This is a genomic window from Bacillus sp. FSL H8-0492 (assembly GCF_038006145.1).
Lineage (GTDB): Bacteria > Bacillota > Bacilli > Bacillales > Bacillaceae_G > Bacillus_A > Bacillus_A mycoides.
On record NZ_JBBOUP010000001.1, the window covers coordinates 4,731,885 to 4,753,874 of the forward strand.

Consider the following 21,990-nt stretch of genomic DNA (forward strand, 5'->3'; position numbering starts at 1 on the left):
TAGTCCTGAAAAGTAAGGAGGAATAGGAACTTGAAATCCCGTCCGAATTTAGTAGATACATTTCGTGATTCCATTATTTTTCGTTTAATTTGTTTTATTATTGTACTTACTGCCTTCTCCGGCTTTCTTATACATATATTAGAGCCATCTCACTTCACCACATGGTTCGACGGGGTTTGGTGGTCAATCGTTACCATTTTCACCGTTGGATACGGCGATTTCGCCCCCCATACAACGATAGGAAAACTTATTGGTATATGTATTATTTTATTAGGAACGGGACTTTGTTCTTATTATATGGTTCTATTCGCTACCGACATGATTAATAAACAATATATGAGAATTAAGGGTGAAGCAGCTGCTACCTCTAATGGTCATATGATTATCGTTGGCTGGAATGAGCGTGCAAAACATGTTGTAAAACAAATGCACATATTACAACCGAACCTTGATATCGTTTTAATTGATGAAACACTTTCTTTACTTCCAAAGCCATTTCATCATTTAGAATTTATAAAAGGTTGTCCGCATCACGATCAAACTTTATTAAAAGCTAACATTACAACAGCTCACACTATATTAATAACAGCGGATAAAGAGAAGAACGAAAGCTTAGCAGATACACAGTCCATTTTAAATATTTTAACTGCAAAAGGACTTAATCCAAACATTCACTGCATCGCTGAACTTCTTACTTCTGAACAAATCCAAAATGCAACGAGAGCTGGCGTATCAGAAATTATAGAAGGAAATAAATTAACGAGCTATGTATTTACCGCTTCTCTTTTATTCCCTTCCATTTCAGGTGTACTATTCTCACTTTACGATGAAATCTCTGATAACAAATTACAACTGATGGAGATTCCCCCGTCCTGCACCGGACAATCCTTTGCAAATTGTAGCTATACTCTTTTAAAGCAAAACATTCTCTTACTAGGTGTAAAGCGCGACGAACAATATATGATCAATCCAGTTCATTCTTTCATTCTCATCGAAAGCGACATACTCATCGTTATTCACCATTAAAAAAATGATTTTCTAGTTCTTGTACCAATACTTTACCAATATTGACATACTTTCTTTTCACATCTCCATCTGGATCTTGCGGCTCCGCAAATTGATCCAATCCACTCGTTCCAGCTGTTAAAGCATTAACATTATCATCTAGTTCGTCTTGATATACGTGCGAAAGAATATACGGTGTTTCAAGACGGACTATTACACCAGGCACATCTAGTTCCCCATCCACCGCTGTAAATGGTACGCGTAAAAATTGATACCCTTCTTCTTCGTCGATTTTATAATCAAAGCATCCTTTATCATAATCCCAATTGCCGCCAATACTATATCCAAGTGGTTTCATAACCTCTTCTAACTTATATAACGCATATGTACATCCTTCTAATTTTGATTGAATCGGAATCAAGCCCATCCCTCCTAGACTTTTCCTTTAACATACCCATTCTAGTTTGAATATACCGATGTACCTTTCAATAAAATAATAAAAAGCGACCGGAGACCCGATCGCTTTTCATTATTTTAAACGCTCTTCTAATTCTGCTTTTAATTCTTCAAATCCTGGTTTACCAAGTAAAGCAAACATGTTTTTCTTGTATGCTTCTACTCCTGGTTGGTCAAATGGATTTACGCCTAATAGGTAGCCGCTCATCGCACATGCTTTTTCGAAGAAGTATACAAGGTAACCGAATGTGTACTCATTTAATTCAGGGATGTTTACGATTAAGTTTGGTACTCCGCCATCGCTATGTGCAAGTAATGTACCTTCGTATGCTTTTGTGTTTACGAAGTCTATCGTTTCACCAGCAAGGTAGTTTAATCCATCTAAATCGTTGTCGTCTAATTCGATTTTTAGTTCGTGTGTAGATTTACCTACTTTAAGAACTGTTTCGAATAGGTCACGACGACCTTCTTGAATGTATTGACCTAATGAGTGTAAGTCAGTTGAGAAGTTTGCTGAAGATGGGAAAATACCTTTTTGATCTTTTCCTTCACTTTCACCAAATAACTGTTTCCACCACTCAGAGAAGTAGTGAAGTGCTGGCTCATAGTTAACAAGCATTTCAATTGTTTTCCCTTTATTATATAGAGCATTACGAACTACTGCGTATTGGTAAGCTGGGTTTTCTTCAAGTTCTGATTTCGCGAAATCATTATGACCAGCAGCTGCACCTTTCATCATCTCTTCAATGTTTAGGCCACTTACAGCGATTGGCAATAAACCTACTGGTGTTAATACAGAGAAACGACCGCCAACATCATCTGGAATAACGAACGTTTCGTAGCCTTCATTATCAGATAATGTTTTTAAAGCACCGCGTGCTTTATCTGTAGTCGCATAAATACGTTTGCGTGCTTCTTCTTTTCCATACTTTTCTTCTAATAATTTACGGAAAATACGGAATGCGATTGCAGGCTCTGTTGTTGTACCTGATTTGGAAATAACGTTAATAGAAAAGTCTTTACCTTCTAGTACGTCCATTAAATCTTTCATGTAAGTGGAGCTAATGTTTTGTCCAACAAATAGCACTTGTGGAGTTTTACGTTGTTCTTTAGAAAGCGTGTTATAGAAAGAATGGTTTAACATTTCAATTGCTGCGCGTGCTCCTAGGTAAGAACCACCAATACCTACAACAAGTAAAATGTCAGAGTCATTTTTAATTTTTTCTGCGCATTTTTGAATGCGAGCGAATTCTTCTTTGTCATATTGAAGCGGAAGCTCTACCCACCCAAGGAAATCGTTCCCAGCTCCAGTTTTTTCGTGGATTGCATGATGTGTTACTTTTACTGCATCACGTAAATAAGTTAGTTCATTTTCACCGATGAAGGATAACGCTTTAGAATAGTCGAACGTTACATGTGTACTCATCTTTTTCCCTCCAATTATGTATATGTATTTCTGTATTCACTTTAGCGAAACTAAAGTTGTAAATCAAGCGATTCAACAATTGTAAACGTAACCATTATTTATTTTTTAGAAAAAGTTCATTTTTTGCATAAAAATTCGAATTTTTCGGTATAGATGTATATACATCGTTTTTCGTACATTTTTCATGTATAAAAACAACAAAACTATACCATTCTATAAAGGAGTTAAATTTTCTTATTAACTCCTTGCTTGCTCATGCTTCACATTAAGGGGGGGCTTTTCATGAGTACCTTGCAACGTATCGCATTAGTCTTCACTGTAATCGGCGCTGTTAACTGGGGACTGATCGGGTTCTTCCAGTTTGACTTAGTAGCAGCTATTTTCGGGGGACAGAACTCAGCTCTTGCACGTATTATTTACGGCATCGTTGGTATTTCTGGGCTTATCAATCTCGGCTTACTATTTAAACCATCCGAGAATCTTGGTACTCACCCAGAAACACATGAAATTCAATAGTCAGTATGTCTTTTTCGCCTCCGACATACGAATATGATTGCATGCAATCATATTTGCAAATATATATATCATAAGTCACAGTAAAAGAGGAACGCTCATATGCGTTCCTCTTTTACTTTATTACCTCCGACTCTTCAATCCATTCTGCTAGCTTTTCTCGCAGTGTATTAAATCCGTTCTCTGATGGATTCGGTATAAGAATTCGTCCTTGCTTTCTTTTCGCCGCTTTTAACGATAAACTCATTTTTCTGTGTTCTTCATCAATTGAAAGTACTTTTACTTCTACTGTATCTCCGACCTTTAAAAAGTCATGAATGTCTTTTACATACCCATTTGTGATTTCAGATATATGCACAAGTCCTTGTGTTTCTGCATCCAAAGCTACAAATGCACCGTAATCTTGAATTCCAGTTACTTTCCCTGTTACAACCACTCCCGTTGTATATTGTTCTGACATGTGAAACACTCCCATACGTTTACCATTTTCTCTACAATTGTAAATAGCAAAGCAGATGTATTTATTGTTAAATATCCGATTAGTGGTAAGTATCCTAAGTAAAACACCGAGGATACTCCCACCTTATATTAGTAAATTATACCACTTTGATAGAACTCATTCAAAATTCACGAAAAAATTTCCTGTAATACGTATAATTCTCCAATATTAGGATAGAATACTAACACATGGCTTTCTAGTATTCCCCCCCTTTTATGGACAAAACGTATTGTGTTTTGTCCTTTTTTTATTCTCTATGAACCGTTCCATTCTCTTCATTGCTTCCATAAGTTGCTCAAGCGATGTTGCATACGAACAACGAATAAATCCTTCACCACTCCCGCCAAACACATTTCCAGGAACAACAGCCACTTTTTCTTCTAATAATAATTGTTCTGCAAATTCTGCTGAAGATAGTCCGGTTGAAGCTATAGAAGGGAAGACATAAAATGCCCCGCCTGGCACATGACATGTTAAGCCCATTTCATTGAAAGATGTCGTCATAAAGTTACGACGTTTTTTATAGCTATCTCTCATTCGAATTACTTCATCATTTCCCCCGCGTAATGCTTCAAGTGCTGCAAATTGAGACATCGTCGGTGCACACATCATTGAATACTGGTGGATTTTGAGCATTAATTCTGAAAATTGAACAGGGGCTGCAATCATCCCAAGACGCCATCCCGTCATGGCAAACCCTTTTGAAAATCCTGAAATTAAAATCGTATGGTCACGCATATTTTTAATACTCGCGAAACTCGTATATGCTTCGTCGTATACGAGTTCTGCATAAATTTCATCCGATAACACGATTAAATTATACTTCTCAACAATAACAGCTAGCTTTTTTAATTCGGATTTATTTAACATTGCGCCTGTTGGGTTATTGGGAGAACAAAGTAATATTGCCTTTGTTTTCGTTGTAATAGCTGCTTCAATTTGATCTGGCTGTACTTTAAATTCATCTTCTAATGAAGTCGCCACTGGAACTGGGACCCCGCCCGCTAACGTAACAAGCGGTGCATACGAAACGAAACTTGGTTCAATAATAAGTATTTCATCATCAGGGTTTACAATAGTACGCATCGCTACATCTAGCGCTTGACTCGCTCCAACTGTAACAATGATTTCATCATTCGGATCATAAGATACTGCAAATTGTTTTTTTAGATACTTTGCTATTTCTTGACGGAGCTCCAATAATCCTGCATTTGCTGTATATGACGTATATCCTTGTTCTAAAGAACGAATACATGCTTGCCTTACATTCCAAGGTGTAACAAAGTCCGGCTCTCCCACTCCAAGTGAAATAACACCTTTCATACTTGCCGCTAAATCAAAAAACTTTCGTATACCGGACGGTTGTAAAGATTCTGCTACTCTAGATAGGTCAAATTGCTTCACGGTGTCACCACAATTCTCTTATCATCATCTGTCTTTTCATAAATAATCCCCTCATGTTTATACTTCTTCAAAATAAAATGAGTTGTCGTTGAAACGACAGATTCAATTGTTGCTAATTTCTCAGAAACAAACATCGCTACTTCTCCCATCGTCTTTCCTTCTAATGTAATAGAAAGGTCATATGTCCCAGACATTAAATAAACGGATTTCACTTCTGAATAGCGATAAATTTGTTCAGCTACTGCATCAAAACCGACACCACGCTTCGGTGTAACTTTCACATCAATCATCGCCGTTAAACCAGTATGTTCTTTCACTTTTGTCCAATCGATATGTGTTACATAGTCCACGATAATCTTTTCACTTTCTAATTTCGTAACCATTTTTTTCACTTCTTCTACTTCTATATTTAACAACTTCGCTAATGTATCTACAGATAAACGACTATTCTTTTCAAGACAAGCTAATAATTCCAATTCTTTCTCTGTCACCATATAAATCATCCTTCCTTTTAGTTTCTGTCTAAATTATACAAATACTCTTTCCAATTTGAAAAGAAGATTTTTTTAGTGAATTATGTCAAAATAAAGTGAAACTTTAATCAGTGGAAAGACTCACCCCGCTGATTATTATTTGAACCAATCGAGCTTTTACGGACCGTTGCTTTCCCACCTAACCTCTTTGCTTAAGCTGCTTTTTGAGGCGGGAGGCTTACTGTCCGTTAAATCGGGGTAAAGTGAAAAAACGCAGGATAAAGTGAAAGGGGATGGAACCGTGAAACCAAAAGTATATATTGCCGAACCAGTTCCAACATTTGTAGAAAACTATTTATCAGAACACTGTGATTTTGAAAAATGGGATCAAAACGAGAAAGTACCTCGTGATGTTCTATTAGAAAAAATAAAAGATAAAGATGGGTTATTAAATTTCGGATCTACTATAAATGAAGAATTATTGCAGGTTGCTCCTAATTTAAAAGTAGTAAGTAACATTTCTGTTGGCCATGATAACTTTGATTTAAAAGCGATGGAGAAACAAAATGTTATCGGAACGAATACTCCATATGTGTTAGATGATACAGTAGCCGATCTCGTTTTCGCTCTTATGTTATCTGCTGGTCGCCGTGTTTGCGAACTCAATTCCTATGTGAAAAATGGTGAATGGAACGCTGAAATTGGAAAAGAACACTTCGGACTAGATGTACATCATAGTACGATTGGTATTATCGGAATGGGACGAATTGGAGAAGCTGTCGCAAAACGAGCGAAATTCGGCTTTGATATGAATGTCCTTTACTATAACCGTCGCCGTAAAGAAGAAGCTGAGCAAAAATTTGATGCTACATATTGTGATTTACAAACTTTAATCAAACAATCTGATTTTATTATTCTTCTTACTCCATTAACAGATGAAACGTATCATCTTATCGGTGAAAAGGAATTTTCACTAATGAAAGAAACAGCAATTTTCATTAATGCTTCTCGCGGGAAAACAGTAGATGAAACTGCATTAATTCATGCGTTAACAGAAAAGAAAATATTTGCAGCCGGCATCGACACATTTACACAAGAGCCGATTCAAAAAGAGAATCCGCTCTTATCATTACAAAACGTTGTAACTTTACCGCACATCGGATCTGCAACATTAAAAACTCGGCAGCAAATGGCAATGACAGCTGCTGAAAATTTAGTAGCAGGATTACAAGGAAAAACACCACCTAATATTGTGCGTGGGTAATTATAAATAAGCGAAAGGCAAGATGACGATGTCATCTTGCCTTTTTTTGTTAACATATTTTGTTTCTTGCCGGGAGATGATATGAACAAAAATCAATGGAGTGACAAAAAATGAACCATGAATGCAAATGCCCTTACTTCACTTTTTCCACTCGCGGGACTACTATTCATTACGAATTGTATGAACATAATACTAAAAAAGAACGACCTACTTTCGTACTCGTTCACGGCTTCCTCTCTTCCTCATTTAGCTATCGACGACTCATTCCTTTACTAACAAAGGAAGGTACAGTAATTGCCCTTGATTTACCACCATTCGGAAAAAGTGATAAATCTCATCTCTTTAAATATTCTTATCACAATTTAGCAGCTATTATTATCGATTTAATCGAACATTTATCTCTCGCGAATATTGTATTAGTTGGCCATTCTATGGGCGGACAAATTTCACTCTTTGTAAACCGACTACGCCCTGAATTAATTTCAAAGACGATTTTACTATGTAGCTCTAGTTATTTAGCACGCGCAAACTTACCTTTACTGTACTCCTCTTATTTACCGTTCTTCCACTTATACGTGAAGAACTGGATTATTCGAAGGGGCATCGTCCATAACTTAATGAATGTCGTTCATGACCATTCATTAATTGACAATGAAATGATGGAAGGCTATGCTGCTCCTTTTTATGATGATCGTATATTCCCTGCTTTAACTCGAATGATAAGAGACCGTGAAGGTGACTTATCTTCAACTGAATTACAAAAAATCGAAACCCCAGTATTACTCATTTGGGGTGAAAAAGATCGCGTCGTCCCTGTACATGTAGGACACCGTCTCCATAAAGACCTGCCAAATTCAACTTTCATTTCTTACGAAAATACAGGGCACTTACTACCTGAAGAAAAGCCCGATCATGTTTATGAAGAAATTATTACGTTTGCGACGCAATAAAGTGAAGCTTTAATCAATCAGCACAAATGAAAATAAACAAAAAGGCTGTCGTAAATTCCGACAGCCTATAACGAACAACTTCCGCCTTCTTTTAGTACGAGTAACTCTACTGCTAATTTTTCGCATTTTTCAAGTGCAGGTACTTCTTCAAAAGACATAAAGTATATATGTTGAATCTTCTTTGCGATGTATTTCGGATCATCAAACACACTTACGACGTTTACAACATCGCTCGCTTCTGTTTCATAAAACTCCGGTCCCATTTGAAACGGATCCCAATTTTTCACAACCTCAATCATTTTGTCATATGCACCCATCTGCTTCCCGCCTTTTCACTTTTTAATGCTTTTCTTTATCGTATCACATCAGCTATTCTATAAGAAGAGTGAGAATTTTCATAACTTAACAGTTTGACAGAAGAAAGGAGCAAACATATGCAACTATTTCATAAAACGGTAAATCGTCGCGGAACGCATAGTACAAAATGGGATACATATAAAAATGAAGAGCTCATCCACGCTTGGATTGCCGATATGGATTTTGAAGTACCAAAACCAATTCAAACTGCATTACAAAAACGCACAGAACATCCTATTTTCGGCTATACACTTCCTCCTGAAAATATTGGGGATATCATTTGTAATTGGACGAAAAGCCAATACAATTGGGAAATACAAAAAGAATGGATTGTATTTAGCGCAGGTATCGTTCCAGCTCTTAGTACGAGCATACAAGCTATAACGAAAGAAGGAGAAGCCGTACTAGTACAACCTCCTATTTATCCACCATTTTTTGAAATGGTCAAAACAAATAATAGACAATTATGTGAGAGTCCCTTATTTAAACAAAATGGCATATATAAGATAGACTTCGAGCATCTAGAAACTCAATTTAAACAAGGTGTAAAACTAATGCTTCTTTGCAGCCCTCACAATCCTATCGGGCGCGTTTGGACGAAAGAGGAGCTAACAAAACTCGGTACGTTATGTACGCAATATAATGTAACCGTTGTCGCGGATGAAATTCACGCCGATATTATTTATAGAGGCCATACTCATACACCGTTTGCTTCTTTATCTGAAGAATTAGCAGCACGCACTATTACTTGTATGGCTCCGAGCAAAACATTTAATATCGCTGGATTACAAGCATCGATCATTATTATTCCGAATGAAAATCTCCGTAATGCCTTTATGTCTATCCAATATAGACAAGGATTCCACGGATTAAATACATTTGCTTATACAGCAATGCAAAGTGCCTATACAGAATGTAATGATTGGCTAAATGAAATTCGATTGTATGTTGAAGATAACGCTCAATTTGCTTGTGAGTATATTCAAAATCACATACCAGCTCTTTCTGTAATTAAACCAGAAGGTAGTTTTTTACTGTGGATTGATTGTTCCCACTTGGATCTTTCTCAAGATGAACGAACAGCATTGCTTGAAGAGAAAGGTAAAATCATCATTGAGCCCGGTGAGAAATACGGAATGGGCGGGGAAGCCCATATCCGAATTAACATTGGCTGTCCTAGATCTGTTTTAGAAGAAATTTTAAACAGACTACACCATACATTCTCATAACAAAAAAGGAGGCTATCCCAAAATGATATTGGGATAGCCTCCTTTTTTCGGTAAATCGATATAATTCCACTTACTATCATGCGGTTTTACAACAAAAGCTATCATTCACGGTAGCTTCTATTTTTTCTTCAGATCCGACGCTTTTTTCACGATAACACCGCAAGCAATTCGGCCACCAGATTTACCAGTTGGTTGCGTCATACCATCATCAGCGTTTTCTGTAATAATAATAGACGCTCCATCTTTTCTATGAATCGTCGTTTTTCCTTCTTCAAGCGTTATATGCGGAGCATCGATTTCTGCTTTAATCTTTCCAGAACCATCCGCCACTACATTCGGTAAATCACCATTTTCCGCACCTTTCGGATTCAAGAGTCCATGTTTTTTATTATCTGGATTAAAATGATTCCCAGATGATTCGAAACTAGGCGCTTTACATTCTCCGATTTCGTGTACATGTATACCGTGTGGTCCTGGTGTAAAACCTTCCGCTTTAATCGTAATTTTCACTCCACTTGTTTGCTGAGCTACTTTTGCAGTCCCAACTTCATCACCTGAAGCATTATGTAATTTCACATCAATTTCTTTCGGCTTCCCTTGGTCACAACCCGCCATTAGAAATAATAAACAACAACTGAAAAAAAGCCATCTTTTCATTCAATTCCCTCCAAAATGCTTTCTGCCCTTAGATTGTCCGAGCATAGAGGGAAACATACAAAAATGAATTACCCTTTCTTTTCAGCTAAAAGCTTTTCTTCTACTTTCTGTAATCGCTCTGCTTCTCGTTTTGATACACGAATAAACATACGCCACGTAGCAACCGCACCGATGATAAATAGAACGCAAACAATACCTGGAATAATATACTCCGTTTTATCTTCAGGGAAATATAAAGGCATCATAACGAACACTCCTTATTATAGGATTCAAAAAACATCAGAATTTTCTGTTATATACCTTTAAATTATAGTTGAACCAGTTCATATTCTCAAGGGGGCGTTCCGAAAGCGAATGATTTCTTTGACTCCTTCGCGCACTTTCCTTACTATAAACTTGAGGTGAAAAATATGAGAGAAACATTTGAAATTGGTGAAATCGTTACTGGTATTTATAAAACTGGAAAATACATCGGCGAAATTACAAATAGCCGTCCCGGCAGTTACGTCGTAAAAGTACTAGCTGTTTTAAAACATCCAGTGCAAGGTGATTTACATAATGTAAAACAAGCTGACGTACCATTCTTCCATGAAAGACGTGCTTTAGCTTTTCGTGAACAGACGAACATTCCAGAGCAAATGGTGAAGAAATATGAAGGAGAAATTCCGGATTATACAGAGTCACTAAAATTAGCATTAGAAACTCAAATGAATTCATTTTCTGAAGATGATTCACCTTTTGCGGGGCGTAGTCTAGAAACACTTCAGCAATTGAAGCAAGATTACAAACTTTAAAAAACAAAACGACCAAATTACATATTTTGCAATTTGGTCGTTACTGTGTACTCACTTTCTTTAACACTTTCGAAAAATCAACAAGTTCCCCTAATGTCGGAGGTGCTGGTTTGACTAAATACTCTTTATCTTTTTCTACTAACTTAAAAATATTATATGTCGTCATCGCATCATCAAGCGCACAATGATGCTTTCCTGTTCCTGCTTTTCCATACGCCTCAATTGCTTTCCACAGCCCTGTTTGATTTCTCTCTCCAAAAAACTTCTTATACTCAAGCGATAAATCACGACACTGTCCAAAGAATGGAAATTCTACTCCCGCCATTTCACAGTTATGCTTTAAGACTTTCATATCCATATTTCCCCACGTTACAATTGTCGGTTTACCAATCTTTTCATATTCTGCAAGTTTCTCAACAAGTTCATGAAAAGAAATTCCTTTGTCCACTACTTCCTGTTTAATTCCTAAAAATTTTTTACATCGATCCGTTAAAGACGGAAATGTTTTCGGTCTAATATGCGATGAATACGTATCTTCCACCTTACAACCAACAACTGAAACGAGTCCGACCTCAATAATTTCTGGGAAAAAACCTTTTGGCTTTTTTCTATGCTGGGGCATCGTAAACTCAAAGTCTAAAAACAAAAATCGTTGTTCATCCATACGATCCCTTCCTTATCATATTTGTCATTCCTTTCTATTTGACACTCCTACACGAACAAGCTCGAATGCTGATTCGATTTTAAATATTCAGATTGGATGTATCTTATATATATGTCAGATGCCCACAAATATTTTTAAAAATAAGAAAAAATGACCTATGCAGAAAATATGACAAAATAAACCCTTTCATTTACATCCGCCATTTTTCTACTTTATAATGACGTTATGTGTGTTTCATCTAGTTAATTTTTTGACACACTAAGAAAAGTGAATGAAAGGAGATGAGAGTTTTGCACGAAACAACGCAAGAACTCGCAAACTGGCAGTATTATTTCGCTATCGCAGTCTTTTTAATTACATATGCCATTATTATTTCTGAAAAAATTAACCGTGCTGTCATCGCACTTCTTGGTGCAGCATTCATGGTAATTGCAGGGGTCGTTGACTTACACAATGCCTTTACGAAACATATTGAATGGGGAACAATTACATTACTCATCGGTATGATGATACTCGTAAACATTACAAGTAAGTCAGGTGTCTTCCAATACGTTGCCATTAAAGCCGCAAAAGGAGCACAAGGAAATCCAATTAAAATTTTAATTTCACTTTCCTTACTTACCGCGCTTGGCTCCGCATTTTTAGATAACGTTACAACAGTACTTCTTGTTGTTCCAGTTACTTTATCTATTACGCGCATCTTGCAAGTAAATCCTGTTCCATATTTACTTTCTGAAATTATTTTTTCAAATATCGGAGGAACAGCAACATTAATTGGTGATCCGCCAAATATTATGATTGGTTCTGCAAATAAGCATTTAGATTTCAATGCTTTCTTATTCAACTTAGCACCTATCGTAATCATCATTATTGCTGTTACGGCAACAATGCTTTACTTCATGTACCGTAAGCAATTAATTGCGGATCCTGTACAAATTAAAAAGTTAATGAGCTTAGATGAAAAACAATACATTAAAGACCCAGTATTAATGAAGAAATCTTTAACAGTACTTGGCCTTACTATTGTAGGCTTCATGACTCATTCTATTTTCCATATTGATGCAGCTATCATCGCCTTAACTGGCGCTACTGTACTTATGTTAATCGGTGTGAAAGAACATGAAATTGAAGAGGTATTCGCAAGTGTAGAGTGGGTAACAATCTTCTTCTTCGCGGGACTATTCGTACTCGTTGGAGGACTTATTGATATCGGGCTTATCAAAATGTTAGCTCAAAAAGTAATTGGAATAACAGGCGGAGATATTTCTCAGGCATCTATCCTTATTCTATGGGTATCTGGTATCGCCTCTGCAACAATCGATAACATTCCATTCGTTGCAACAATGATTCCACTTATTAACGATATGGCAGTTGGGCTAGGTTTATCACCTTCTGACGCACAAGTCGACGTACTATGGTGGGCATTAGCATTAGGTGCTTGCTTAGGTGGAAACGGAACATTAATCGGGGCTTCTGCTAACGTAATCGTAGCTGGTATCGCAAGTCGTGAAGGACATAAATTCAGCTACATGGAATTCCTTAAAGTCGGCTTCCCAATTATGATCGTTTCATTAATCATTTCTCATATTTACATTTACTTACGCTATCTTATGTAGTAGAAAAAAGCGCCCTGCTCAGCAGGGCGCTTTCGTTCTTTTTTCAGCATATCCGAATTATTATAGAACCAAATATATCGACCGCAGGGCAACTTTGATACGCCTACTCGTTATACCTCACCGGCTCATTCCGAATAATGAACAAATGAATCGGCAAGAAAACCGAAAATGTGATTGTATGAATGATCGTAAATAGTATGGAATTCGTTCCGTATCTATCCAAAATAGCATAGATAAGATAAATAGACAGTACAAGTGATACAGCTGTTGCTAATATATATAGAATTGGTACGAAATTAAAGATGAAGCATCCAACATATATGCCAAATACTTTCCACCCTGCTTCTTCTTTCAAGAAATCTGGTAATTTATCTTTCGCTAAATCACCCCATATCTTACTATTTATAAACGGAATAAAAGCAAGAACACCATCAGTTGCACCATCATTTTTTGCCATCGTATAAAGTGCAAAAGCCGTTAACAAATACGAAATAATTGCCCAAATTATTATAACAAGCATAAACGCAAAACTAAGAGCAAAGAAACCTGCTAGTACGCCTTGATCTTCCATCTTATCCTCTCCTCTCTCTTCTCAACATATTTCATTACAGTGCAAGTTATGTTTTAAAATTTAACCAAACTCTTTGTATAATAAGAAGAGAAAGATAATGAGAGAGGAGCACATACCTATGCATCCATTTGTAAAGGCATTACAAGAGCATTTTACAGCTCATCAAAATCCCGAAAAAGCAGAACCGATGGCACGTTATATGAAAAATCACTTCCCGTTTCTCGGTATTCAAACTCCTGAGAGAAGACAGTTATTGAAAGACGTAATTCAAATACATACTCTCCCAGATAAAAAGGACTTCCAAATTATCGTGCGTGAACTTTGGGACCTACCAGAACGTGAATTTCAAGCTGCCGCACTCGATATCATGCAAAAATATAAAAAACACATAAACGAAACTCACATCCCATTTTTAGAAGAACTTATTGTCACAAAATCTTGGTGGGATTCTGTTGATAGCATCATCCCTACATTTTTAGGTGCTATCTTTTTAAAACATCCAGAATTAATTTCTGCATATATTCCAAAATGGATTGCATCAGAAAACATATGGTTACAACGTGCCGCTATTTTATTCCAGCTAAAATATAAACAAAAAATGGATGAAGAACTCCTTTTCTGGATTATCGGACAACTACATTCCTCAAAAGAATTTTTCATTCAAAAAGCAATCGGCTGGGTCCTTCGCGAATATGCAAAAACAAAACCAGATGTAGTATGGGAATACGTTCAAAACAACGAACTCGCTCCATTAAGTAAACGCGAAGCAATTAAGCACATTAAGCAAAATTATGGAATAAATAACGAAAAAATAGGCGAAACTCTATCCTAGATGGGCACGTTCCTCTATTGAGATTTAAAAAAGAACGTGTTAAAATATGTTCATTATTATTAATATAAGTAGCGATGACGGACTTATAAGTACTTGCATAAAAAGCGATTCAGGGATAGTGAAAGCCTGAAGCTGCGAGGAAACGGCAGTCTCGAGCAATACGTGATAAAGTGGATGCACATTTTGTGTATCAACTAGGGTGGAACCGCGGGCAAACGCTCGTCCCTAGGCGATTAAGCCTTGGGATGAGCGTTTTTTTATGTTTTTTAAAGCATATATTGCTCGTTTCCAAAGTACCCATCACGTCATCGCAAATACGTTAACTTTCAAAAGGAGGATTTTATTATGTATTCAATGGAACAAGTTGTAAACTTAGCGAAACATCGCGGTTTCGTTTTCCCTGGTTCTGAAATTTACGGTGGTCTTGCAAACACATGGGATTACGGTCCACTTGGAATCGAATTAAAAAATAACGTCAAAAAAGCTTGGTGGAAAAAATTCATTCAAGAATCTCCACACAACGTTGGTTTAGATGCTGCTATTTTAATGAACCCAAAAACTTGGATCGCTTCTGGTCACGTTGGTAACTTTAATGATCCAATGATCGACTGTAAAAAATGTAAAGCTCGTCACCGTGCTGACAAATTAATTGAAGATGCATTAGACGCAAAAGGTATCGAAATGGTCGTTGACGGTCTTACTTTCGACCAAATGGCTGACTTAATGAAAGAACATGAAGTAAAATGCCCAGATTGCGGTAGCCAAGAATTCACGGAAATCCGTCAGTTCAACTTAATGTTCAAAACATTCCAAGGTGTTACAGAGTCTAGCACAAACGAAATCTTCCTTCGTCCTGAAACAGCACAAGGTATTTTCGTAAACTTTAAAAACGTACAACGCTCTATGCGTAAGAAACTTCCATTTGGTATCGGCCAAATCGGTAAAAGTTTCCGTAACGAAATCACACCTGGTAACTTCACATTCCGTACACGTGAATTCGAACAAATGGAACTTGAATTCTTCTGTAAGCCTGGTGAAGATTTAGAGTGGTTCGCATTCTGGCGTGAAACTTGTAAAAACTGGTTACTTTCACTTGGTATGACTGAAGAAAGCATGCGTCTTCGTGACCACGGTGAAGACGAGTTATCTCATTACAGTAACGCAACAACTGATATTGAATTCAGATTCCCATTCGGTTGGGGCGAACTATGGGGCGTTGCATCTCGTACAGACTTCGATTTAAAACGTCATATGGAACACTCTAACGAAGACTTTAACTATATCGATCCACAAACGAATGAGCGTTACGTGCCTTACTGCATCGAGCCATCTCTAGGTGCAGACCGTGTAACATTAGCATTCTTATGTGATGCATATGAAGAAGAGCAATTAGAAAACGATTCTCGTACAGTTCTTCGTTTCCACCCTGCTTTAGCACCATATAAAGCAGCTATCTTACCATTATCTAAAAAGCTATCTGAAGGTGCTACTGAAGTATTCGCAGAACTAGCTAAAGACTTCATGGTAGACTTTGATGAAACTGGTTCTATCGGTAAACGTTACCGTCGTCAAGACGAAATCGGTACTCCATTCTGTATCACATACGACTTCGACTCTGTTGAAGACAAAGCTGTTACAGTACGTGACCGTGACACAATGGAACAAGTTCGTATGCCAATTAGCGAACTAAAAGGTTTCTTAGAGAAAAAAATCCAGTTCTAATTATAAAAAAGAGGCGCTCTATTGAGCCGCCTCTTTTTACTTTTCACGTTTTTCTTTAATTGCTACTGTACATCTTGATATACATAGTAACTCATCATTTTCATCAATGATGCGAATATCCCAAACCATTGTCGATTGTCCTCTATGTATCGGTGTTCCAATTGCTGTTACAATTCCATCTTGCTTTGAGCGAATATGATTTGCATTAATTTCTAATCCGAAACAAATACATTTTTCTTGATCAATTAAATTGTATGAGCCAACACTTGCCACAGTTTCTGCTAATGCAACAGATGCACCACCGTGTAAAAATCCAAACGGCTGATGCGTGCGTTCATCAACAGGCATTGTAGCAACTACTTTATCCTCTGTCATTTCTAACAACTCAATTCCAAGCGAATCCATTAAAGTTTTTGACATATCGTTTTCAACCTCTCTCACTTTAGATCAAATGTATAATTTTACCTGTTTAATTTCAAACTACCTATAACACTTATATAAGGAGGTTTCACCTAAATGAAACAGAAATTTTGTATACTATTGCTTATGTTCTCCTTGCTGACTATTGTACCAAATTGTGCAATAGCAGCCAAAGCATCCAACCTGACAATCAATGTTAAGACTGTAACGCAAAAAGGTAAGAAACCTTATATAGAATATCAAATTAATAGGCCTTCCTTTCACAACTTTTCTGATTCAAAATTTCAAAATAAGCTGAATTCCTATTACAAAAACTCTACTACTAAATTTAAAAGTAAATTAGAAAAAGAAGCGAAGAAATATTATGAGGAAACAGAAGGATCTAGCACACCTTTTCATCCATACGTTGCAAATGTTGACTATAAAGTAGCTTTAAACAAACCACCTTTCCTCAGCCTATATGTGAATTACTATCAATATACAGGCGGAGCGCACGGACTGTATACGTGGAAGGCAAATACATTTGATTTAAACGAAAAAAAATTATTACACTTAGACGATTTATTTCAACAAGAGGATAAATATAAAGAAATAATTCGCACAGAGATTGTAAGACAAATTAAACAAAATGAAAGCATTTATTTTCCTGATGCAGTCGAAAAAGTAACGAGCACTAAAAAATTTCACTACTTTTTAGAACCGGATAATCTTGTAATTTATTTCTCTTTATATGAAATTGCTCCTTATTCAAGCGGAATTCCGCAGTTTCGTATTCCATACACATTGCTTAGAGACTATTTAAAGCCTTCTTATCAAAATATTTTGATTGACAACAAGTAAATATTTTCGCTACGATAATGTTAACCTAAACACAACTGGAGGTTAACATTATGAAGAAGCTTCATGTTTTAGATTTAGCATTAGCTGCCATGTTCGTCGCTCTTATGGCTATTGGTGCAAATATTGTATCGTGGGCACCATTCTTACAAATAGCGGGCATTCCATTATCTATGCAACCATTTTTCGCAATTTTAGCAGGTCTTCTTCTTGGGAGTAGACTTGGGGCATTATCAATGACTGTTTACATGCTTGTTGGAGTAGCAGGTGCGCCAATCTTCGCTAACTTCAAAGCTGGATTTGGAGCACTTTTAGATCCTACTGGTGGTTTTATTATCGCATTTATTATCGTTGCTTACGTATCAGGAAAACTAGTAGAACAAAAAGAACGACCAACATTCAGCACCTTTGCAATTGCTTCTTTCGTCGGAATCATTTTAACGTATATTATCGGTACTACTTATATGTACGGGGCAGTCAATATTTTCATGGGTGGTAATATGAGTTATAAAGCTGCCTGGATGATTATGATGTGGTTCGCAGTAAAGGATATTGCGTTTACAATTATCGGCGCTATTATCGCACCTCGCATATACTATGCTGTACGTCGTTCCGCTTATCAGCATTCTCATTCGACGATTTCATAATAAACAAGGAGCTGTTCCTATAGGAACAGCTCCTTGTTTATTATGTTAAGACTCTTGCTTCATTTGCTCGTCTAAAACTTTCTTCATCATTACTAGCATATCATCACGTAATTCTGGGTGCTGCAATGCCATTTCAATTGTCGTTTGAACGAATCCTAATTTTTCACCAACGTCATAACGCTTTCCTTCAAAATCATATGCAAATACACGTTGAATTTCATTTAAGCTTTGAATTGCATCAGTTAACTGAATTTCGCCACCCGCTCCAACTTGTTGCTGTTCCAAGAACATAAAGATTTCAGGAGTTAAAATGTAACGTCCCATAATCGCTAAGTTTGAAGGCGCAGTACCTTGCGCTGGTTTTTCAACGAATTTACGAACTTGATAACGACGTCCCTCTTGCTCTAACGGATCAATAATTCCGTAGCGATGTGTTTCTGCTTCAGGAACAGTTTGTACACCAATAACAGAAGAAAGTGTTTTGTCATACTCGTCCATTAATTGACGTAAACATGGTTTTTCAGCTTGAACGATATCATCGCCTAATAATACTGCAAACGGCTCATCACCAATGAATTTACGTGCGCACCAAACAGCATGTCCTAATCCTTTTGGTTCTTTTTGTCGAATGTAATGGATATCTACCATTTTAGAAGAAGCTTGTACTTTTTCAAGTAACTCATACTTTTTCTTCTCTAATAAGTTTTGCTCTAATTCAAATGCGTTATCAAAATGATCTTCGATAGAGCGCTTTCCTTTACCAGTAACGATAATAATATCTTCGATGCCTGATTTTACTGCTTCTTCTACGATGTATTGAATTGTTGGTTTATCTACAATTGGAAGCATTTCTTTTGGCATTGCTTTCGTTGCTGGTAAAAAGCGTGTTCCTAATCCCGCTGCCGGGATAATTGCTTTTCTCACTTTTTTCATGACAAATACCCTCGCTTTTCATTCTAATTCTCTTAGTAAAGTGTTAATTTCTAACACTCGCTCGTAATAATCCTCTACATCAAACAAAACTACAAGAAAAGAGGAGGCCGTTCTCCGTTCTCCTCTTTTCCTATCAGTAGCACTCTATTCTATTATAAACGATTCATAATATCTTCTTTAATAGTAAGTAACTTTTGTTCACTATTTTGTAAGGAATCATCTTGTACACCAAAGTAGAATTTAATTTTCGGCTCTGTTCCAGATGGACGTAAGCAGAACCAAGAACCATCTTCTAATTGATATTTTAACACATTTGATTTCGGTAAGTGAATCTCTTCCTTATTTCCATCTTGTAACGTTGTAATGATGCTTTCTTTATAATCCTCAACTGCAGCGACTGTTAAACCAGCTACTTCTTTCGGAGGATTCCCGCGGAATGTTGCCATCATCTTTTGAATCTGTTCGGCACCATCTTTTCCTTTTAACGTTAACGATACAAGGTCTTCACGGAAGAAACCGTACTTCTTAAATACTTCTAACAGACCCTCGTATAACGTTTTACCTTGTGATTTGTAGTATGCAGCTACTTCACATGCAAATAGGACGGATTGAACCGCATCTTTATCACGGCAGAATGGACGGATTAAATAACCGTAGCTTTCCTCATAACCGAATTGGAATTCATATTGTCCGCTTTCTTCATACTGTTTAATTTTTTCACCGATAAATTTAAATCCAGTTAACGTATCAACTGTATCTAAACCGTATGCTTTTGCGATTGTACGGCCAATTTCAGACGTTACGATTGTTTTTAAAACAACACCGTTTTCTGGAAGCGTTCCGTTTTCCTTCTTTTGTGATAATAAGTAATCAAGCATTAACGCACCTGTTTGGTTACCAGTTAACACTTGGAACTCACCATCGTGATTGCGAACCGCTATACCTAGACGGTCTGCATCAGGATCTGTTGCGATTAGCACATCTGCGCCTACTTTTTCACCGTTGCGAATTGCATACTCAAACGCTGCGTGCTCTTCTGGGTTTGGTGATTTTACTGTAGAGAAGTTTGGATCTGGTAACTCTTGCTCTTTTACAACAGTTACATCTGTAAATCCAACTTCTTCTAAACCACGGCGTACCGAAATATTTGATGTTCCATGCAATGGTGTAAAGACGATTTTTAAATCTTTTCCTACTTCTTTCACCATCTCTTTATTAATAATGACATTGTTCAATTCTGCTGCATACGCATCATCTACTTCTTGTCCAATTATATGTAATAAACCGTCAGCTTTTAATTGCTCAACATCAGCAACTTCAACTGTTAATTCATTCTCTACTGCATTTACGTAGCTAATTAACTCATCAGCTTCCTTTGGAGGCAACTGGCCACCATCTTCACCATATACTTTATAACCGTTATATTCGGGCGGATTATGGCTTGCCGTAAGAACGATTCCACTTGCTGTATGTAAATGACGAACTGCGAAAGAAAGCACTGGTGTTGGACGTAAGCTTTCAAATACATATGTTGTAATACCGTGTGCACCAAGAGTAGCAGCTACTTCCATTGCGAATTCAGGTGATTTATGACGAGAATCATACGCGACAACAACACCGCGTTTTTTCGCTTCTTCACCTAATTTTTCAATAAACATAGCTAATCCTTTTGTTGCTTTACGAACTGTATATACATTTAAACGGTTCGTACCAGCACCAAGTTCACCACGCATACCACCTGTGCCGAACTCTAGATTTTTATAAAAGCTATCCTCGATTTTCTTCTCATCTTGCTTCATGTTTTCTAGCTGTTCTTTTAATTCTGCGTCTAATTCTGCATATGAAAGCCAGCGACTAAATTCTTGTTTCCAATTCATACTTCCATCTCCTCTCGCCTGTCGTACCTTCATTATATGAAAAAAACAACCTGAATCTCAATATTTTTTAAAATCTAGCAGGATTTTACTATAAATATTTGTATACACTATGGTTAAATACTCCACCAAAGGGAATGAGGATTATGCAAGAATGGGGCTTGTCAGAAGAGCTCAAAATAAAAACAAAGCAGATGATTGAAATTGCTGAAAAAGAATTATCAAACATGAAGCATGCAATCGATAAAGAAGATGAATGTATTTTATGTAAAATGGAAGATATTCATCATATGTTAACAAATGTACAGACGTTAGCAGCTACATATTATATTCAAGCATATTTATCACCTTATACGGAAAGTTCACATTTCATCACTACAGCTGTCCAACATTTAAGCGCTCGAAAACACGGTGCTCTTATTATTGTGGAACGAAGTGACGCTCTTGATTCTTTCATTCAAACTGGAACGACATTAAACGCACACTTAACCGCGCCACTACTTGAATCGATTTTTTATCCAGGGAACCCTCTTCATGACGGAGCCGTTCTCATTAAAAATAATCATATTGTCTCAGCAGCTAATATTCTTCCATTAACAAAAAGCCTGGAAATCAATCCTGAGCTAGGAACACGTCATAGGGCTGCAATTGGCTTATCCGAGAAAATTGATGCACTTATATTAGTTGTCTCTGAGGAAACAGGGCGTACTTCATTCGCTTTAGGCGGGACGTTATATACGATTTCTTTATAGGACGAATCTTTCACTATGTAGCACTTTTTGAAACGGTAAAATAGTAAATAAAATTATATCAACCGTAACTCCAAATATATCGACTTACCGACAAA

The 21,990-nt window shown here is 36.9% G+C and carries 25 protein-coding genes; 12 read left to right on the top strand and 13 right to left on the bottom strand.

The window, feature by feature from the left end:
• The first annotated feature begins 30 nt into the window (after positions 1-30).
• Positions 31-1,026: a potassium channel family protein gene (locus MHH66_RS24465; RefSeq protein WP_012261908.1), complete on the top strand. Its 996-nt coding sequence runs from the start codon at positions 31-33 to the stop codon at positions 1,024-1,026.
• Here MHH66_RS24465 and MHH66_RS24470 read toward each other — a convergent pair.
• Together MHH66_RS24470 and MHH66_RS24475 are read right to left on the bottom strand one after the other, a co-directional pair.
• Positions 1,013-1,426: a YugN-like family protein gene (locus tag MHH66_RS24470; RefSeq protein WP_002131278.1), complete on the bottom strand. Its 414-nt coding sequence runs from the start codon at positions 1,424-1,426 to the stop codon at positions 1,013-1,015. The genes MHH66_RS24465 and MHH66_RS24470 overlap by 14 nt on opposite strands.
• Positions 1,427-1,534: 108 nt before the next feature.
• A complete protein-coding gene (locus MHH66_RS24475; RefSeq protein ID WP_002015845.1) occupies positions 1,535-2,887 on the bottom strand; it encodes a glucose-6-phosphate isomerase in 1,353 nt (450 codons plus the stop codon).
• Between the two features lie 282 nt (positions 2,888-3,169).
• Between MHH66_RS24475 and MHH66_RS24480 the strand changes: the two genes are divergently transcribed.
• Positions 3,170-3,403, top strand: coding sequence for a DUF378 domain-containing protein (locus MHH66_RS24480; RefSeq protein ID WP_002034535.1), 234 nt, complete (start codon positions 3,170-3,172; stop codon positions 3,401-3,403).
• Between the two features lie 112 nt (positions 3,404-3,515).
• Here the strand turns inward: MHH66_RS24480 and yugI are convergent, their stop codons facing one another.
• The 3 genes from yugI to MHH66_RS24495 form a co-directional block, all read right to left on the bottom strand.
• Complete coding sequence (yugI, locus tag MHH66_RS24485; RefSeq protein ID WP_002015848.1) at positions 3,516-3,860, bottom strand: S1 domain-containing post-transcriptional regulator GSP13; 345 nt, start codon at positions 3,858-3,860, stop codon at positions 3,516-3,518.
• Positions 3,861-4,112: 252 nt separating this feature from the next.
• Positions 4,113-5,303: an aminotransferase gene (locus MHH66_RS24490; protein WP_078185141.1), complete on the bottom strand. Its 1,191-nt coding sequence runs from the start codon at positions 5,301-5,303 to the stop codon at positions 4,113-4,115.
• Positions 5,300-5,797 (bottom strand): Lrp/AsnC family transcriptional regulator, encoded by a 498-nt coding sequence (locus MHH66_RS24495; protein ID WP_002067952.1) that lies wholly within the window; start codon positions 5,795-5,797, stop codon positions 5,300-5,302. The genes MHH66_RS24490 and MHH66_RS24495 overlap by 4 nt, the downstream gene beginning before the upstream one ends.
• Positions 5,798-6,059: 262 nt before the next feature.
• Here MHH66_RS24495 and MHH66_RS24500 point away from each other — a divergent pair, with 262 nt between their 5' ends.
• Together MHH66_RS24500 and MHH66_RS24505 are read left to right on the top strand one after the other, a co-directional pair.
• On the top strand, positions 6,060-7,040 hold the full coding sequence (locus tag MHH66_RS24500; RefSeq protein ID WP_002034537.1) for a 2-hydroxyacid dehydrogenase: 981 nt from the start codon (positions 6,060-6,062) through the stop codon (positions 7,038-7,040).
• 110 nt (positions 7,041-7,150) lie between these two features.
• The gene (locus MHH66_RS24505) at positions 7,151-7,990 is read left to right on the top strand and encodes an alpha/beta fold hydrolase (RefSeq protein ID WP_002089283.1); all 840 of its coding nucleotides are present in this window, start codon (positions 7,151-7,153) and stop codon (positions 7,988-7,990) included.
• A gap of 65 nt (positions 7,991-8,055) precedes the next feature.
• Here MHH66_RS24505 and MHH66_RS24510 read toward each other — a convergent pair whose 3' ends face one another.
• A complete protein-coding gene (locus MHH66_RS24510) occupies positions 8,056-8,307 on the bottom strand; it encodes a YugE family protein (RefSeq protein WP_002015854.1) in 252 nt (83 codons plus the stop codon).
• A gap of 117 nt (positions 8,308-8,424) precedes the next feature.
• Between MHH66_RS24510 and MHH66_RS24515 the strand changes: the two genes are divergently transcribed.
• Positions 8,425-9,576 carry a MalY/PatB family protein gene (locus MHH66_RS24515; protein WP_063218138.1) on the top strand — a complete coding sequence of 384 codons (1,152 nt, stop codon included), beginning with the start codon at positions 8,425-8,427 and terminating at the stop codon, positions 9,574-9,576.
• A gap of 117 nt (positions 9,577-9,693) precedes the next feature.
• On the opposite strand, the gene MHH66_RS24520 is transcribed toward MHH66_RS24515, so the two are convergent.
• Positions 9,694-10,233 (bottom strand): superoxide dismutase family protein, encoded by a 540-nt coding sequence (locus MHH66_RS24520; protein ID WP_063218137.1) that lies wholly within the window; start codon positions 10,231-10,233, stop codon positions 9,694-9,696.
• A 68-nt stretch (positions 10,234-10,301) separates the two neighbouring features.
• Complete coding sequence (locus tag MHH66_RS24525) at positions 10,302-10,478, bottom strand: hypothetical protein (protein ID WP_165689468.1); 177 nt, start codon at positions 10,476-10,478, stop codon at positions 10,302-10,304.
• 165 nt (positions 10,479-10,643) lie between these two features.
• Between MHH66_RS24525 and MHH66_RS24530 the strand changes: the two genes are divergently transcribed.
• Complete coding sequence (locus MHH66_RS24530) at positions 10,644-11,027, top strand: kinase-associated lipoprotein B (protein ID WP_001209324.1); 384 nt, start codon at positions 10,644-10,646, stop codon at positions 11,025-11,027.
• 40 nt (positions 11,028-11,067) lie between these two features.
• On the opposite strand, the gene kapD is transcribed toward MHH66_RS24530, so the two are convergent.
• Complete coding sequence (gene kapD / locus MHH66_RS24535) at positions 11,068-11,691, bottom strand: 3'-5' exonuclease KapD (RefSeq protein ID WP_063218136.1); 624 nt, start codon at positions 11,689-11,691, stop codon at positions 11,068-11,070.
• A gap of 290 nt (positions 11,692-11,981) precedes the next feature.
• Between kapD and MHH66_RS24540 the strand changes: the two genes are divergently transcribed.
• Complete coding sequence (locus MHH66_RS24540; protein WP_078185140.1) at positions 11,982-13,307, top strand: ArsB/NhaD family transporter; 1,326 nt, start codon at positions 11,982-11,984, stop codon at positions 13,305-13,307.
• 103 nt (positions 13,308-13,410) lie between these two features.
• Here MHH66_RS24540 and MHH66_RS24545 read toward each other — a convergent pair whose 3' ends face one another.
• Positions 13,411-13,878 (bottom strand): hypothetical protein, encoded by a 468-nt coding sequence (locus MHH66_RS24545; RefSeq protein ID WP_002034556.1) that lies wholly within the window; start codon positions 13,876-13,878, stop codon positions 13,411-13,413.
• Positions 13,879-13,996: 118 nt separating this feature from the next.
• Here MHH66_RS24545 and MHH66_RS24550 point away from each other — a divergent pair, with 118 nt between their 5' ends.
• Positions 13,997-14,710 (top strand): DNA alkylation repair protein, encoded by a 714-nt coding sequence (locus MHH66_RS24550; RefSeq protein WP_078185139.1) that lies wholly within the window; start codon positions 13,997-13,999, stop codon positions 14,708-14,710.
• Positions 14,711-15,055: 345 nt separating this feature from the next.
• Positions 15,056-16,432 carry a glycine--tRNA ligase gene (locus tag MHH66_RS24555; RefSeq protein ID WP_002015863.1) on the top strand — a complete coding sequence of 459 codons (1,377 nt, stop codon included), beginning with the start codon at positions 15,056-15,058 and terminating at the stop codon, positions 16,430-16,432.
• Between the two features lie 36 nt (positions 16,433-16,468).
• On the opposite strand, the gene MHH66_RS24560 is transcribed toward MHH66_RS24555, so the two are convergent.
• On the bottom strand, positions 16,469-16,852 hold the full coding sequence (locus MHH66_RS24560) for a hotdog fold thioesterase (RefSeq protein WP_002034550.1): 384 nt from the start codon (positions 16,850-16,852) through the stop codon (positions 16,469-16,471).
• Between the two features lie 96 nt (positions 16,853-16,948).
• Between MHH66_RS24560 and MHH66_RS24565 the strand changes: the two genes are divergently transcribed.
• Positions 16,949-17,692 (top strand): DUF3298 and DUF4163 domain-containing protein, encoded by a 744-nt coding sequence (locus MHH66_RS24565; protein ID WP_002129698.1) that lies wholly within the window; start codon positions 16,949-16,951, stop codon positions 17,690-17,692.
• A 50-nt stretch (positions 17,693-17,742) separates the two neighbouring features.
• Positions 17,743-18,336 carry a biotin transporter BioY gene (locus MHH66_RS24570; protein WP_078185138.1) on the top strand — a complete coding sequence of 198 codons (594 nt, stop codon included), beginning with the start codon at positions 17,743-17,745 and terminating at the stop codon, positions 18,334-18,336.
• A 45-nt stretch (positions 18,337-18,381) separates the two neighbouring features.
• Here the strand turns inward: MHH66_RS24570 and galU are convergent, their stop codons facing one another.
• On the bottom strand, positions 18,382-19,269 hold the full coding sequence (gene galU / locus MHH66_RS24575) for a UTP--glucose-1-phosphate uridylyltransferase GalU (RefSeq protein WP_002015869.1): 888 nt from the start codon (positions 19,267-19,269) through the stop codon (positions 18,382-18,384).
• Positions 19,270-19,421: 152 nt separating this feature from the next.
• On the bottom strand, positions 19,422-21,146 hold the full coding sequence (locus tag MHH66_RS24580; protein WP_078185137.1) for a phospho-sugar mutase: 1,725 nt from the start codon (positions 21,144-21,146) through the stop codon (positions 19,422-19,424).
• A gap of 143 nt (positions 21,147-21,289) precedes the next feature.
• Here MHH66_RS24580 and cdaS point away from each other — a divergent pair, with 143 nt between their 5' ends.
• Complete coding sequence (cdaS, locus tag MHH66_RS24585; RefSeq protein WP_078185136.1) at positions 21,290-21,895, top strand: sporulation-specific diadenylate cyclase CdaS; 606 nt, start codon at positions 21,290-21,292, stop codon at positions 21,893-21,895.
• Positions 21,896-21,990 lie beyond the last annotated feature (95 nt).